The sequence below is a fragment of the Kocuria sp. GQ42 genome, assembly GCF_059758435.1.
On sequence record NZ_JCAXEN010000006.1, the window covers coordinates 203,066 to 217,211 of the forward strand.

Sequence of the window (14,146 nt, forward strand, 5' to 3'; positions counted from 1 at the left end):
GTGGGCGGGCAGCAGCCGCCGGCCCTCGTCACGGTGACGGCCGGCAGCGGCGGGCGTCCCGCCGCGTCCCGCCGCCCCGGCTGGCCGCTGGTGCTGACCGCGCTCGTGCTCCTGACCGCTCTCACGGCGGCCGCCACGTGGCTGCGCGCCGACGGGACCCTCGAGGCGTGGGAGCAGGCCTCGGCGGAGACCTCCGACGCCGCCGAGCTGCGGCTGGGCTACTTCGGCAACCTCACCCACGGCCCCGCCCTGGTGGGTCTGGAGGAGGACCTGCTCGCCCGGGAGCTGGGCGGGACCGCGCTGTCCCCCCAGGTCTTCGGCAGCGGGCCCACCGCCGTGGAGGCCATGAACGCCGGGACCTTGGACGCCGCGTTCGTGGGTCCGAGCCCGGCCATCAACTCCTACGCGCAGTCCGGCGGGGAGTCCCTCGTGATCGTGGCGGGCGCGGCCTCCGGCGGCGCCCAGTTCGTGGTGACCGGCGACGTCGCGGACGAGGGCGACCTCGCGGGGACCACCCTGGCGACCCCCGAGTTCGGGGGCACGCAGGACGTGGCCCTGCGCACCTGGCTCGCCGGGCAGGGCTACGGGGTCGACGGCGACGGGGAGCGCTCCGTCGCGATCACCCCCATGCCCAACGGGCAGGCGCTGCAGATGCTGCGGCAGGGCCAGATCGACGGCGGCTGGCTGCCCCAGCCCTGGGCCACCCGCGCCGTCCAGGAGGAGGGTGCCCGCGTCCTCGTGGACGAGCGGGACCTCTGGGCCGACGGCCGGTTCCCCACCACGGTGCTCGTGGTCCGCCAGGACTACCTCGCGCGGCACCCGCAGACCGTCGAGCGCCTCGTCCGCGGTCTGGAGCGGTCCGTGGACTGGCTCGACGCCCACGAGGACGACCCCGTGACGGTGGCCGGCACCCTCAACGCCGGGCTCGTGGAGGCCGGCACCGAGGCCCTGCCGCAGGCCACCCTGATCGACGCGCTCGGAGCGCTCGAGTGGACGGTCGACCCGCTCACCGGGACCTACCCCGCGCTGCTCGCCGACGGCGTCGCGGCCGGCACCACCCAGGACGCCCCGCTCGAGGGGCTCGTGGACGAGCGGTTCCTGGAGCGGGCCCGCCCGTCCGCGCCGGCGGGGGAGGAGGCACCGTGACCGCGATCCGGCTCGACGGGCTGAGCAAAAGCTTCGGCCCCGCGGACGGTCCCGTCCTGGAGGACGTGGACCTGGAGGTGGAGCGCGGTCAGTTCGTGGCGCTGCTCGGCGCCTCCGGCTGCGGCAAGTCCACGCTGCTCAACATCGTGGCGGGGCTCGAGGAGCCGACCGGCGGCTCCGTGACCGTCCCGGCCGAGGGCGCGGCCCTGATGTTCCAGGACGCCGCCCTCTTCCCGTGGCTGAGCGCCCGCCGCAACGTGGAGCTCGCCCTCGAGCTGCGCGGCATGCCGCGGGCCGAGCGCCCCGAGCGGGCGCGCGAGCTGCTCGAGCTCGTCCGGCTCGGCCACGCCGCTGACAAGCGCCCGCACGAGCTCTCCGGCGGGATGCGCCAGCGCGTGGCCCTGGCCCGGGCGCTCGCCCAGGAGCGGGAGGTGCTGCTCATGGACGAGCCGTTCTCCGCGCTGGACGCCATCACCCGGGACCTGCTGCACGAGGAGCTGCTGCGGATCTGGCGCGCCACCGGCCGCACGATCGTGTTCATCACGCACAACGTCGGCGAGGCCGTGCGCCTGGGCCAGCGGGTGCTGCTCATGTCCTCCCGGCCGGGACGGATCGTCCAGGAGTGGGACACCCGCCCCTGGAAGGGCCCCGACGCCTACGGCTTCGAGGGCAACGCCCAGTCCCTCGACGACACCCTCGGAGAACTGACCCGCACGATCACCGCACGACTCCGGGAGGAGATCAGCCGCCATGCCGCCTGAGACCGCCGCACCCTCCGTCCCGGCCCGGCCCGCCGTGGCGCGCCCCGCCGCAGCGCCCCCGCCGGCCCCGTCCGGCGCCCGCCCGAGCCCCGCCGGGGACGAGCTCGCCGGGCTCGACGCCCTGCAGACCGAGCGCACCCGCCGCACGTCAGGGGCTGAGGTGCTGCGCACCAAGGTGGCCCCGCCGCTGGTGGCCCTGCTGTTCGCCCTGCTCCTGTGGCAGCTGCTCGTCGCCGTCCTCGGGCCCCGCCCGGACGTGGTGCCGGGCCCGCTCGACGTCGCCCGCCAGGTCGCCGTGCTGCTCTCCGACGGCACGGTCCTGGGCGCCCTGGGCACCAGCCTGTGGCGCGGAATCAGCGGGTTCCTGATCGCGGTGGCCGTCGCCACCCCGCTGGGCCTGCTGGTGGCCCAGTGGCAGGGGCTGCGCAACGCCGTCGGCCCGCTCATCTCCGGGCTGCAGGTGCTGCCCTCCGTGGCGTGGGTGCCCGCCGCGATCATCTGGTTCGGCCTGTCCGACGCCACCGTGTACTTCGTGGTGCTCATGGGCGCGGTCCCCTCCATCGTCAACGGGATGCTCGCGGGCGTGGACCAGATCCCCCCGCAGCTGCGCCGCGCCGGGCACGTCCTCGGGGCGTCGGGCTGGACGATGGCGAGCCGGATCGTGCTGCCCGCGGCCCTGCCCGGCTACGTCGCCGGTCTCAAGCAGGGCTGGGCGTTCTCGTGGCGCTCGCTCATGGGCGCCGAGCTCATCGCGATCGGCGGCTCCATCGGCTTCGGCCTCGGCTCCCTGCTCGCCCAGGGCAGGACCGTGTCGAACATGGCCGTGGTGATGGTCGCGGTGCTCGCGATCCTCGCCGTGGGCATCCTCGTGGAGCTGCTGTTCTTCAACCCCGTGGAACGGCGCCTGCTGCGCGGGCGGGGGCTGCTCGGCCACCGCTCGTGAGCCTCCGCACCCAGGAGATTCTGCGCCGGATTCACTACCCTTGTACCCGGTCTACGATGCGCGCGGCGGACGCCGTGCGCGCAATCGAAAGGAAGCCACGTGGCTGACACCACCACCCGCCCCCTGCGCGTCGCCATCATCGGCGCCGGTCCGGCCGGCATCTACGCCGCGGACATGCTCACCAAGTCCGAGCCCGTGAAGAACGGGGAGCTCGAGGTCAGCATCGACCTGTTCGACCGCTACCCGACCCCGTTCGGTCTCATCCGCTACGGCGTGGCCCCCGACCACCCCCGGATCAAGGGCATCATCACCGCGCTGCGCGCCATCCTGGGGCGCGGCGACATCCGCTTCTTCGGCAACGTGGAGTTCGGCCGGGACCTGACCCTCGCCGACTTCGGCGCCCACTACGACGCCGTGATCTTCGCCACCGGCGCCGTCTACGACGCCCCGCTGAACATCCCCGGCAACGACCTCCAGGGCGTGCACGGGGCCGCCGAATTCGTGGCCTGGTACGACGGCCACCCGGACTTCCCGCGCACCTGGCCGCTCGAGGCCCGCGAGATCGCGGTCATCGGCAACGGCAACGTGGCCCTCGACGTCGCCCGCGTGCTGTCCAAGCACGCCGACGACATGCTCCTCACCGAGATCCCCGGCAACGTCTACCAGGGGCTCAAGGCGTCCCCGGTCACGGACGTGCACATCTTCGGCCGCCGCGGTCCCGCCCAGGTGAAGTTCACCCCCCTCGAGCTGCGGGAGCTCGCCAAGTCGCGGGACGTCGACATCGTCGTCTACGACGAGGACTTCCAGTACGACGAGGGCTCCGAGCTGACGATCGCCGAGAACAACCAGGTCAAGGTCATGGTCAAGACGCTCGAGAAGTGGCGGGCCGACGACTCCCCGAAGACCGCCTCCCGCCGGCTGCACCTGCACTTCTTGCAGAGCCCCCGCGAGGTGCTGGGGGAGGACGGCCGGGTCACGGGGCTGCGCATGGAGCGGACGCGCCTCAACGGCGACGGCTCCGTGTCCGGGACCGGCGAGCACATCGACTACCCGGTGCAGGCCGTCTACCACGCGGTCGGCTACCTCGGCTCCCGCCTGCCCGAGCTGCCGTTCGACGACGGCCGCGGCGTGATCCCCAACGCCGAGGGCCGCGTGCTGGCCGAGGACGGGACCGTGCTGCACGGCCTCTACGCGACCGGGTGGATCAAGCGCGGTCCGGTCGGACTGATCGGCGCCACCAAGTCCGACGCCCTCGAGACGGTCACCCACCTCCTGGAGGACCGCGCCGTGCTGCCGGGCGCCACCCGCCCGGACCCCGGGTCCGTCAACGACGTGCTCGAGGCCCGCGGCGTCGAGTACACCACCTGGGAGGGATGGCTGGCCCTCGACGAGTACGAGCAGGGCCTCGGCCAGTCCTCGCACGACGCCGAGGGCAACCCGCGCGAGCGCGTCAAGGTGGTCGAGCGCGAGGAGATGGTCAGCGTGTCCCGCGAGGGCGTGGCGGAGCCGGTCTCCTCGCCCGTCTGAGCCGCCGCACCGCACCGCGCACCGCACCGCCGTGCCGGGCCGCGAGGGGCCGCGTCCTGCCGGACGCGGCCCCTCGTGTTGCCGGATCCCTCGCGCCGCTGGACCCCGGGCCTACAGGCCCAGCAGCCCGCGGACGTGGTCGTTGAGGAACACCCCGTCCGGGTCCACGGACGCCCGGGCGTCGAGGAAGTCCTGGAACCGCGGGTACACGGAGCGCAGGTACTCGGCGTCCTGCGTGTGCACGGTGCCCCAGTGGGGGCGGCCGCCGTGGGCCACGAAGATCTCCTCGGCCGCGGCGAACACCTTCGGGTCGTACCGGCGCCAGTACTGCCGCAGCGCGATCCAGCCGGTCTCCCGGCCGTGGGCGGGGGCGAGCCAGGCGTCCTCGGCCGCGGCGCAGCGCACGTCCACCGGGAGCGAGAACGAGTAGTCGCGCCGCTCGATGAGCGTCTGCAGCTCCCGGAAGGCCACGACGAGCTCCTCGACCGGCAGGGCGTACTCGGAGGAGACGAACCGGGTCCGGCGCGGCACGGTGAACACCCGGAAGGACAGGTCGCTGTACTGCCGCGGGCTGTTCGTGAGGGCGTCGAGCCGGTTGAGCCCCGGCGTGGAGCGCGGCAGGGCCGTGGCCAGCTGGTTGAGCCCCGCGGTGAGGGTGTTGCGCAGCAGGGCGTCGTCGAGCCGGCGGACGGTGCGGGCCACGGGGGAGCCGGGCCGGGTGTAGGAGTCCGGGAGCTTGTGCAGGCGCGTGAGTATCCGGGTCTGGGCGGTGGCGGTGCCCGGCGTCCAGAAGAACTCGAAGTGGTCGGCCCCGGCCATCCGGCTGCCCAGGGTGTCCACGAGCTGGCCGAGGGGCTCCTTGAGCTCCGCCGCGTGCAGCCGGAACGTCGGCTCGCACACCAGGGTGACGCTCGCGAGGACCCCCATGGCGCCCAGGCCCACGCGCGCGGCCTGGAACAGCTCGGGGCGCTGCTCGGCGGAGCACTCCACCAGCTCGCCGTCGGCCGTGACCAGGCTCAGGGCCACCACCTGCTGGGAGAGGGAACCGAAGGCCAGGCCGGTCCCGTGGGTGCCGGTCGAGACAGCGCCGGCGACCGTCTGCCAGTCGCTGTCCGGCAGGTTGGTCACGGCCAGCCCGTGGGCGTCCAGCTCCTGGTTCAGGTCACGGATCGTGGTGCCCGCGAGGACCGTGACCCGCTGGTTCTCCCGGTCGACGGCCGGCAGCCCGGACAGCCCGGAGAGGTCGACCATGACGTCGGGGGCCAGGGGCAGCGCCGAGAAGCTGCACCCGGAGCCCACCGCGCGCACGCCCAGTCCGCGGCGCACGGCGGCGGCGACGCCCTCCGCGAGCTCCGGGACGGAGGTGGGGCGCAGCACGTGCCGGGGGGTGACGGAGTGCGTCCTGCCCCACGTGGCCCACTCTCCCGTCCCGGTCTCGCCGGGCAGGGCGTCGGGCAACGAGACCTCGCTCATCGGCGGGACCGTCCTTCCTCGCAGGCAGGTGCACAGTGCGCCCTCATCATGTCATCCCGGGGGGCGCTCCGGCGCCCTCGATGACCCCGTCCTGCGGCCCCGCCGCGCGTACCATCGGAGGCGAAGCCCGCGGCGGGATCCGGAGCACCGCGGACCGAGGACGCGCACAGGAGGCAGCACCATGACCGACCACCCGTCCCCGGACCGGGAGCGCGAGGAGCCCCACGAGACCACGCTGGGCGAGGAGGCGGTGCGCGACCGCGTCCCCTCGGGCGGCGGGCAGAGCCGGTCCCTCGACGCCACGGGGGAGATCGTCGTTGGCATCGACGGCTCCGAGCAGAGCCTCGGGGCGCTGCGGTGGGCGGCCCGGGAGGCCCGCCGCCGCGGTCGTCCGGTGCGGCTGGTCACCGCGTACAGCCTGCCGGTGTTCTCCGGCTCGGGGTTCGACACCGGCTACGCCACCGTGGACGAGGCCGCCCTCACCCAGGGCGTCGAGGAGCTGCTGAACCACGCGGCGGACCAGGTCCGTGACGTGGGGGTCGAGCTGCGGGCGACCGTCGAGACCGGGGACCCCTCCGGGGCCCTGCTCGAGCTGAGCCGCACGGCGGAGCTGCTGGTCCTCGGCTCCCGCGGCCGGGGCGGTCTGCTGGGCCGGCTGCTCGGCACGGTCTCCACGGCGGTGCCGGCGCACTCCAAGTGCCCCACGGGCGTGGTCCCCCTGCCGTGGGCGCAGCAGCACCTGGGCGCGGAGGAGCTCACGAGCACCCGGGCCCTCGTGGACCGCGTGGTCGTCGGCTCGGACGGCTCCACCCAGGCCCGGGCGGCCATGCTCTACGCCGCGGAGGAGGCGCGCCTGCTCGGCGTCCCCCTGACGGTGCTGTGCGCGCTCCCGCCCGTGAGCGGGGCGCTCGCGTGGATGCCCACGGCGGTGGACTTCGAGGTGATGTACGACGACGTCGCGCGGGCGCTCAACGGCGGCGTCGCCTGGCTCGAGAGCTGGTTCCCCGACCTGGAGATCGGCTCGGAGCTCGCGGACGGCGCGCCGGTGCAGGTACTGGTCGAGCAGACCCGGCGCAACGGCCTGGTGGTGATGGGCACGCGCGGCCGGGGCGGCTTCGCGGGGATGCTCCTGGGCTCCACCTCGCAGGGTGTGCTGCACAACGCCGCAGGACCCGTGCTGATCGTCCCGGACCGCTACGACGAGCGGATCGAGACCCGCAAGGACTTCGACTCCGACGACATCCGCCCCTGGGACGCCTGAGCGGGCCGGCTCAGCCCCACCCCAGTTCGTGCAGGCGCTCGTCGTCGATGCCGAAGTGGTGGGCGACCTCGTGGATGACGGTCACCGTGATCTCCTCCACGAGCTCCTCGCGCTCCGCGCACATGCGCTGCAGCGGACCCCGGTAGACGAAGATCCGGTCCGGCAGGGAGCCGGCGCCCCACCCGCCGTCCCGGGCGGTCAGGGGCACGCCCTCGTAGAGGCCGAGCAGCCCGGGGGAGTGCTCCGGCGGCTCCTCCTCGACCAGGATCACCACGTTGTCCATCGCCCGGAACAGCGCGTCCGGGATCAGGTCGATGGCGTCGTCGACGGCACCGTCGAACTCCTCGCGGGTCATCTCGATCACACTCCCCTTCCTACCCCACGAGCCCGGGCACCGGCTGGGTCCCCCGGGGGTAGTGCGGGAATTGTGCGGGATCCGCGCGAGCCTCTAAGCTGTACTCGGTTTCTCCCGTGTCACGGTCCTCGGTCGCCGAGGTCGTGGTCGTCGACGCGGGTGTCCGGCCCCCATCGTCTAGTGGCCTAGGACACCGCCCTTTCACGGCGGCGACACGGGTTCGAATCCCGTTGGGGGTACGCGATCGGAGGGTCCGCCCACCGATTTGCACAACCGCCGAGGAATGCTGGTAAGATCAGTCCTCGTTGGAAACAGCAAGGCCCTGTAGCGCAGCTGGTTAGCGTGCCGCCCTGTCACGGCGGAGGTCGCGGGTTCAAGTCCCGTCAGGGTCGCTCAGACGGCGTTCATCGATTCGATGCGGCGCCGTCGCGGCATATCCGCTGCGGATGTGCCGGGGCTCTGTAGCTCAGTTGGTAGAGCGTACGACTGAAAATCGTAAGGTCACCGGATCGACGCCGGTCGGAGCCACCGCGGAAACCGCCGGTCCCCTCGAGGGGCCGGCGGTTTCTTCGTGCCGGGGGTCCTGCCGCCCGCTGCCAGCGGACACGGAGGTTCGCTCCCTACCCTGGGAGCCGTGATCCGGTATCCCCGTCGCCCGAGCCCCCGCGGGGCAGCAGCGGCCGCGCTGACCGCCCTGAGCCTGCTGGCGCTCACGGGCTGCGGCGCCGGCCCGCAGTCCTCCGGCCTCGTCCTCGAGCCGACCGCGGGCTCGCCCGCCCCGGTGCCGGCCGGGCCCACCGCGGAACCGGAGGCCTGCTTCGACGTGGCGAGCGCCTACACGGCGCTGACCCTCGTGCCGCTGTCCGGCGACGAGCCGGACCCCCACTTCCGCCCGCAGGGGGCGGCCGCCTCCGTGCGGGACCTCACCTCCCGGCTGCCCGCCGAGCTGCGCCCCGCGTTCGAGGACGCCGTGGCCGCCCTGGACGCCGCGGGCCCGTCCGTGCAGCCCGCCGAGCTGGCCGATCTGCAGCGGACGCTCGCGCCGGTCGGCGACTGGCTCCGCCGGGCGTGCGCGGAGCCCACCCCCTCGAACTGAGCAGCAGCCTGTCTGGACTGGAGGGCAGGTGGCCCGGCCCGGCGCCGAGCTCGACCGTGACCTGGAGCAGCACGGACTGAGCACCGAGGGCCGGCAGGACGGCTCAGGAGGCCAGACGCCACCACACGGCCCGCTCGGGCCGCAGGACGCCGTCCTGCACGGCGTCCCCGCGGCTGAGCACGAGCGGCTCTCCGGCGGGCAGGGGAACGGGGGCGCCGCCCAGGTTCGCCGCCACGAGGACTCGCTCCCCGGCGCCGGTGGTGTTCACGAAGGACAGCAGGCCCGTCGCGGGGTCATGGCTCGCGTGCCACGCGAAGGAGCCGCGGCCGAGACCGAGCTCCCGGCGCACCCGCAGTGCCGTGCGGTACACCGTGTGCGTGGAGTCGGGGATCCCCACCTGCCGGTCCGCCGCGAGCTGCGCGAACTCCTCGGGCTGCGGCAGCCACGGGTCGGCCCCGAAGCCGTGGCCGGGCTCTCCCGCGGCCCAGGGCAGCGGGACCCGGCAGCCGTCGCGGCCGATCTCCTCGCCCCCGGTCCGGGCGAACGCCGGGTCCTGGCGCAGCTCGGCGGGCAGGCGCGTGTGGTCGGGCAGGCCCAGCTCGTCCCCCTGGTACAGGTAGGCGGAGCCGGGCAGGGCCAGCTCCACCAGCGCGGCGGCGCGGCCGCGGGCGAGGCCCTGCTCGTGGTCCGGCTGCTCGCCGTCCGCGTCGATCCCCTTGGGGTAGGCGATGGGGTCCGTGAGCCCGAAGCGGGAGACGTGGCGGACGGTGTCGTGGTTGGACAGCACCCAGGTGGTGGGCGCGCCGACGTTGGCCGACTCCGCCAGGGAGTCCTCGATGGCCCGGGACATCCGGGCCCAGTCCCACCCGGCCACCAGGAAGTCGAAGTTGAACGCCTGGTGCATCTCGTCGGAGCGGACGTACATCGCCAGCCGGTGCGCCGGCTCGACCCACGCCTCCGCCACCAGCATCCGGTCGCCGTCGTACTCGGCGAGCACCCGGTGCCAGTCGCGGTAGACCTCGTGCACGCCGTCCTGGTCGAAGTAGGGGCTGCCGGTGCTCAGCGGGGTGTCCGGGGCGTCGTGCTCCCGCGCGTCGTGCTCGCCCTCGACCATGTGCACCTGGTGGTCCCAGTCCGGCAGCCCCTCGGCCTTCACGAGGCCGTGGGCCACATCCACGCGGAAGCCGTCCGCGCCCCGGTCCAGTCAGAAGCGCAGGACGGGGCGGAACTCCTCCCACACCTCCGGGTTCTCCCAGTTGAGGTCCGGCTGGGTGCTGTCGAACAGGTGCAGGTACCACTGCCCGTCCGGCAGCCGGGTCCAGGCCTCGCCGCCGAACACGGAGCGCCAGTTGTTCGGCGGCAGCTCCCCGTGCTCGCCCCGGCCGTCCCGGAACATGTACCGGTCCCGCTCGGGGCTGCCGGGCCCGGCGGCCACGGCGGCCCGGAACCACTCGTGCTCGCTCGAGGTGTGGTTGGGCACCAGGTCCACGATCAGCCGCATCCCGAGCTCCGCCATCCGGGCGCGCATCCGGTCGAAGTCCTCCAGGGTGCCGAAGCGGGGGTCCACGTCCCGGTAGTCGGAGACGTCGTAGCCGGCGTCGTGCTGCGGCGAGACGTAGAACGGGGACAGCCACAGGGCGTCCACGCCGAGGTCCGCGAGGTAGTCCAGCCGGTCCACGATCCCGGGGAGGTCGCCCAGGCCGTCACCGTCGGAGTCGTTGAAGGAGCGGGGATAGATCTGGTAGATCACCGCGGAGCGCCACCACTCACTCTCCTCGGTTGCGGGGGACTGGCTGACCTGCTGCGTCATGGGGGTGCTCCTCGGGTGCTTCGTCGGGGGTCTCCGGTGCGGCGGCGACCGGTGCGGGGGCGTCCCCAACCTAGTCAGTCCCCGGGCGCGGTGTCACGGCGGCCGGCGCTGGGGCGGCGGCCGCTGGGGCGGCCGGTGTCCGGCCGGGGCCGCCCGGCCGGTGCGCGACCACGTTGGTGGGGGCGAGGGCCAGGACGACGAGCGCGGCGGCGAGGACCGCCAGCCCGGTCCAGCCGGCGCCCGTCAGCCGTTCGCCGACGACGACGACGGCCAGGACCGCCGCGACGGCCGGTTCGGTCAGGGTGAGGGTCGTCGCCGTGCTCGGGCGCACCCGTGCGAGTCCCAGGCCGAACAGGAAGTACCCGAGGAACATCGGCACCAGCGCCATGTACGCGGCCACGGCGAACGCCTGCCCCGAGGCCAGCAGGGGCGCTCCCGTGAGGGCGAGGACCGGGAGCAGGAGCGCCCCGCCGGCGCCGAAGACGGCGCCCATCGAGGCCGCGCGCCCCACCCCGTGGCCCATCAGCCGGTGCACCACCCACGAGTAGAGCGCGTACGTCGCCCCGGCCACCAGTCCGAGCCCGATGCCGGCGGCGGTGTCCGCGGCCGAGGCCCCGGACCCGCCGGCCCTCGACAGGCACAGCAGGCCGCTGCCGAGGACGCCCAGCAGCGCGGCGGTCATCCACCACCGGCTCAGGGGGCGGCGCTCGAGGACGCGCTCCAGGACGCCCGAGGCCAGCGGCGCGGAGGCCAGGGAGACGACCGTGCCGATCGCGACGCCGCCCAGGTGCATCGAGCTGTAGAACGCCAGCGGATAGACGGCCACGGCCGCGGCCCCGGCCGCCACCAGCCCGGCGTGCGAGCGCAGCGCCCGCCGCGAGCGGCGCAGGGCGGGCAGGGCGATCGCCGCCTGCAGCAGTCCGCCCACGCCCAGGGCGGCGGCCCCGATCGCCAGCGGCCCCGCGCCGGGGGCGAAGGTCGCCGCGGTCCCGGTCGTGCCCCACAGGACCGCGGTGAGCAGGATGGCCGCGACGCCGAGGCCGGCGTGGTGCCCCGTGCGCCCCACAGCGCGGCTCACGGTGCCGCTCGCGGTGCCGCTCACGGTGCGACCGGCACGTCGGTGGTCGTCGTGCGCGCGGACGCGGGGCGGCGCCGGGCGTTGCGGATGTGCGGTCATGGGCGGGCTCCTGTCGGTCGACGGTCCAATCTACCCAGGGCGGGCGACGGGCGCCCCGAGCACGGTGCGCCGGGCGCAGCCGGCGCTCGCGGCAGCCGGCCCGCCCCCGTCCCGGGCGGGCCGCGTGGTAGAAGAGGGCATGACCACTCCGACGCGCGCGTTCGCGCCTCCCTGCGGTCCGGTGCGCGGCCGGGTCGACGGCGACGTCGTCCGGGCGACCGGGATCCCGTACGCCACGGCGGACCGGTTCGCCGCGCCCGTCCCGGTCGCGGACCGGGAGGAGCCGTTCGACGCCACCCGCCCGGCCCCGGCCTGCCCCCAGGCGCACTCGCCCTTCCTCACCGGGGTACTCGGCGACACCCTCGCCGGGCTCCCGCGGGACGAGCACTGCCAGCGGCTGTCGGTGACCCTGCCCCTCGAACAGGGGGCGGCGGAACGGCTGCCGGTGATGGTCTGGATCCACGGCGGCTCCTACACCACCGGGGCCGGGGACGCCCCGATCATGGATCCCCGTCCTCTGGTCGCCGAGCAGCGGGTCGTGGTCGTGAGCGTCACCTACCGGCTGGGACTGTTCGGCTACCTCGGCGCGGGCCGGGACCGCCCCGCCAACCTCGGTCTGCTCGACCAGCTCGAGGCGCTGCGCTGGGTGCGGCGCAACATCGCGGCCTTCGGCGGCGACCCGGACCGGGTGACCGTGTTCGGCCAGTCCGCCGGGGGCGACGCCGTGGCCCACCTCATGGCCGTCCCGGGCGCGGAGCTGCTGTTCCGCCGGGCCATCCTGCAGAGCCCTCCGCTGGGCATCGCCCGCGGCCGGGCGGCGATGACCGCGGCGATGGCGGCCGCGGCCGGTGCCGTCACCGCGGGAACGCCGGCCGCGGAGGTGGTGGCGCTGCAGGCCGAGGTCGAAGCCGGCGCGTCCTCCTTCGGGCTCCGGGGCCGGATGCCGTTCGGCACCCAGTACGGCCACCACCCCCTGCCCGCCGAGGAGGGCGTCGAGGCGGCCTGGGACCGCGTGGCCCCGCACATCGACGTGCTCATCGGCCACACCGCCGAGGAGGCCCGGCTCTACCTGCCCACGCTGCCCGTCCTCCACCGGGTCACCCGCGTCCCGCTGCTCGGCCCCGTGCTCCGCCGCGCCGTCGTGGGGCACGTGACCGCGGCCGTCCACGCCCGGGCCGTCCGCCGGTTCGCCGCCCGGCACGCCCGGGCCGGTGGCAGCGCCCACACCTACCTGCTCACCTGGAGCGCGCCGGGCAGCCCGTACGGATCCGCCCACACGGTCGACCTCCCGCTCCTGTTCGGCGACGAGACCGCGTGGGCCGGCACCGGGCTGCTCGCCGGGGCCCCGTGGGAGGACGTCCAGGCCCACGGCCGGCGCCTCCGGGGGCTGTGGGCCGGCTTCGCCCGCGGCGAGCCGCTGGCGGACGCCGGAGCGGTCCCCGGCGTCCTGCGCTACCGCGCGGCCACGGGTGCACGGCCCCTCGAGCGCGTCCTCGGCTGTGTCCTCGGCGCCGTGCGACGCGCTCAGGGCGCCGCGGGCACCTCCCGCGCCCCCGTGCGGGCGCTGCGCCGGGCCGCGTCCAGCACCGCGGCGACGGCCACGGCGTCCCACGGGTCCACGGGGGCCTCGCCGTCGCCGAGGAGCCACCGGGCCACTGCCCGGTAGAAGTCGGCGGGCTCGCCGGGGGCGGTGGGCACGGAGTCGGTCCCGGTGCCCCGGACGAGCAGACCCGTCATGCCCTCCCCGGGGTCCAGCGGGTCGAAGGGGCTGGGGCTGTCGGCGTGCCCGGCCACGAGGTAGGCGCCGGCCGAGCCGAGCACCCGGGTCCGGGGCCCCGGCGCCCCCACGAGGCTCCCGGCCCACAGGTGGCTGATCGTGCCCGAGGCGTGGTCCAGGGCCAGGAAGACGTCGTCCTCGGCCGGGGTCGTCAGCGCGCGCAGCTCGGCCCGCACCGCGGCCACCGGCCCGAACAGCTGGATCGCCGCGTCCACGAGGTGCGGACCGAGGTCGAGCAGCAGCCCGCCGCCCCGGCCGACCGCGTTCTCCCGCCACCGGTCCTTGGGCACCGGGCGCCACCGCTCCCAGCGGCGCTCGAACCGGTGCACGTCCCCGAGGTGCCCCTCGGCGAGCACCCGGGCCAGGGTCAGCTGCTCACTGTCCCAGCGCCGGTTGTGGAAGACCGTCAGCGGGATCCCGGTCTCCTCGGCGCGGCGGACCACGGCCACCGCGCCCTCGTGGTCCATGGCCAGCGGCTTGTCGACCACCACGGGGATCCCGGCCTCCAGACCGGCCAGCGCGTGCTCCACGTGCAGCCCCGTGGGCGAGGCGACGACCAGCACGTCGGGCCGCGAGCGCTCCAGCAGCCCGGGCAGGTCCCGGTGCACCTGCACCCCGGGCCAGTCGGCGCCCGCGCGGGCGGCCCGCTCCGGGTCGCCGGTGACGACGTCGGTGACCCGCCCGCCGGCCCGCCGCAGCAGGTCCCCGTGGAAGTCCCGCCCGGCCATGCCGTATCCGACGAGTCCGGCGGTGAGCACTCGTCCTGCACCCTGATCAGTCATGCGGTCACGATAGCCCCTGGCACCGGGCCGCACCGGGC

General features: G+C 75.1%; 10 protein-coding genes, 3 tRNA genes and 2 pseudogenes. 10 read left to right on the forward strand and 5 right to left on the reverse strand.

Going from position 1 to position 14,146, the window contains the following annotated elements; genetic code table 11:
- The 4 genes from AC6CH6_RS13665 (at position 1) to AC6CH6_RS13680 (ending at position 4,377) form a co-directional block, all read left to right on the forward strand.
- Positions 1-1,146: an ABC transporter substrate-binding protein gene (locus AC6CH6_RS13665; protein ID WP_498255542.1), complete on the forward strand. Its 1,146-nt coding sequence runs from the start codon at positions 1-3 to the stop codon at positions 1,144-1,146.
- Positions 1,143-1,907, forward strand: a complete 765-nt coding sequence (locus AC6CH6_RS13670; protein WP_498255543.1) for an ABC transporter ATP-binding protein — start codon at positions 1,143-1,145, stop codon at positions 1,905-1,907. Before AC6CH6_RS13665 ends, AC6CH6_RS13670 begins: the two co-directional genes overlap by 4 nt.
- A complete protein-coding gene (locus AC6CH6_RS13675) occupies positions 1,897-2,850 on the forward strand; it encodes an ABC transporter permease subunit (protein ID WP_419966567.1) in 954 nt (317 codons plus the stop codon). Before AC6CH6_RS13670 ends, AC6CH6_RS13675 begins: the two co-directional genes overlap by 11 nt.
- A gap of 99 nt (positions 2,851-2,949) precedes the next feature.
- Positions 2,950-4,377, forward strand: coding sequence for an FAD-dependent oxidoreductase (locus AC6CH6_RS13680; RefSeq protein WP_368812007.1), 1,428 nt, complete (start codon positions 2,950-2,952; stop codon positions 4,375-4,377).
- Positions 4,378-4,488: 111 nt separating this feature from the next.
- Here AC6CH6_RS13680 and AC6CH6_RS13685 read toward each other — a convergent pair whose 3' ends face one another.
- Positions 4,489-5,850, reverse strand: a complete 1,362-nt coding sequence (locus AC6CH6_RS13685; protein WP_498255544.1) for a D-arabinono-1,4-lactone oxidase — start codon at positions 5,848-5,850, stop codon at positions 4,489-4,491.
- A gap of 181 nt (positions 5,851-6,031) precedes the next feature.
- On the opposite strand from AC6CH6_RS13685, the gene AC6CH6_RS13690 reads away from it, so the two are divergent.
- Entirely contained in the window at positions 6,032-7,111 is a 1,080-nt protein-coding gene (locus tag AC6CH6_RS13690; RefSeq protein ID WP_133408930.1) for a universal stress protein, read from the forward strand.
- 10 nt (positions 7,112-7,121) lie between these two features.
- Here AC6CH6_RS13690 and AC6CH6_RS13695 read toward each other — a convergent pair whose 3' ends face one another.
- On the reverse strand, positions 7,122-7,466 hold the full coding sequence (locus AC6CH6_RS13695; RefSeq protein WP_172604431.1) for a metallopeptidase family protein: 345 nt from the start codon (positions 7,464-7,466) through the stop codon (positions 7,122-7,124).
- Positions 7,467-7,632: 166 nt separating this feature from the next.
- On the opposite strand from AC6CH6_RS13695, the gene AC6CH6_RS13700 reads away from it, so the two are divergent.
- From AC6CH6_RS13700 to AC6CH6_RS13715, 4 genes are all read left to right on the forward strand, one after another.
- Positions 7,633-7,705: transfer RNA gene (locus AC6CH6_RS13700), tRNA-Glu, on the forward strand.
- 79 nt (positions 7,706-7,784) lie between these two features.
- Positions 7,785-7,858 (forward strand) — tRNA-Asp (locus tag AC6CH6_RS13705).
- Positions 7,859-7,921: 63 nt separating this feature from the next.
- Positions 7,922-7,994: transfer RNA gene (locus AC6CH6_RS13710), tRNA-Phe, on the forward strand.
- Between the two features lie 106 nt (positions 7,995-8,100).
- Positions 8,101-8,562, forward strand: a complete 462-nt coding sequence (locus tag AC6CH6_RS13715) for a hypothetical protein (RefSeq protein WP_133408932.1) — start codon at positions 8,101-8,103, stop codon at positions 8,560-8,562.
- Between the two features lie 103 nt (positions 8,563-8,665).
- Here AC6CH6_RS13715 and AC6CH6_RS13720 read toward each other — a convergent pair.
- Positions 8,666-10,372: pseudogene (locus AC6CH6_RS13720) on the reverse strand (glycoside hydrolase family 13 protein).
- A gap of 70 nt (positions 10,373-10,442) precedes the next feature.
- Complete coding sequence (locus AC6CH6_RS13725) at positions 10,443-11,549, reverse strand: DMT family transporter (RefSeq protein ID WP_498255545.1); 1,107 nt, start codon at positions 11,547-11,549, stop codon at positions 10,443-10,445.
- A gap of 139 nt (positions 11,550-11,688) precedes the next feature.
- On the opposite strand from AC6CH6_RS13725, the gene AC6CH6_RS13730 reads away from it, so the two are divergent.
- Positions 11,689-13,215, forward strand: coding sequence for a carboxylesterase family protein (locus AC6CH6_RS13730; RefSeq protein ID WP_498255546.1), 1,527 nt, complete (start codon positions 11,689-11,691; stop codon positions 13,213-13,215).
- On the opposite strand, the pseudogene AC6CH6_RS13735 reads toward AC6CH6_RS13730, so the two are convergent.
- Positions 13,158-14,108, reverse strand: a pseudogene (locus AC6CH6_RS13735) (Gfo/Idh/MocA family protein); the annotation flags it as partial. The gene AC6CH6_RS13730 and the pseudogene AC6CH6_RS13735 sit on opposite strands and share 58 nt — an antisense overlap.
- Between the last annotated feature and the right edge of the window lie 38 nt (positions 14,109-14,146).